This is a genomic window from Thermanaerothrix sp., from assembly GCA_026417795.1.
Classification (GTDB): Bacteria; Synergistota; Synergistia; order Synergistales; family Synergistaceae; genus Thermanaerovibrio.
The window spans coordinates 1-546 of sequence record JAOACP010000137.1; the positions used below are offsets into that span (position 1 = coordinate 1).

Below are 546 nucleotides of genomic sequence, written 5' to 3' on the forward strand. Positions count from 1 at the left end.
GTACCGTAGGGGATATTGAGTCGATTCCTTTCCTGGAAACGGCTCGACAGATGATCCATGAACTGGGAAAGATAAATGCCCTTTCGGTGCACCTTACCCTTTTGCCTGAAGTAGCCGGAGGGGAACTCAAAACAAAGCCCACCCAGCATTCGGTAAAGGCCATGCAAGAACAGGGAATCCAGCCGGATATTCTTATCTGCCGTGCCCCCGTATTGCTGGATGAAGCAACGCGACGAAAAATAGCCCTTTTCACGAATGTGGAAACCGAGGCGGTTTTTACTTCCTACGATGTGAATACCACGATTTACGAGATTCCCCTCATCTTCTATGAACAAAAACTGGACCTGGTGGTGCTTAAGAAACTGGGGGTGGAAAGCCGTCATGCGGATTTGCGCCCCTGGAAGCGGGTTATGGAACAGTTTAATGCCCGCAAAGGGAAGGTCCGTATTGGCATTGTGGGTAAATACATGGAACTCCATGATTCGTATAAATCGGTGTACGAAGCCTTGTTCCATGCGGGCCTTGCCAATGGGGTGGAGGTGGAAC

1 protein-coding gene is annotated in these 546 nt (G+C 50.0%); it reads left to right on the plus strand.

Going from position 1 to position 546, the window contains the following annotated elements; genetic code table 11:
- A partial coding sequence (locus N2315_09625; protein MCX7829429.1) for a CTP synthase occupies positions 1-546 on the plus strand: 546 nt, incomplete at both ends.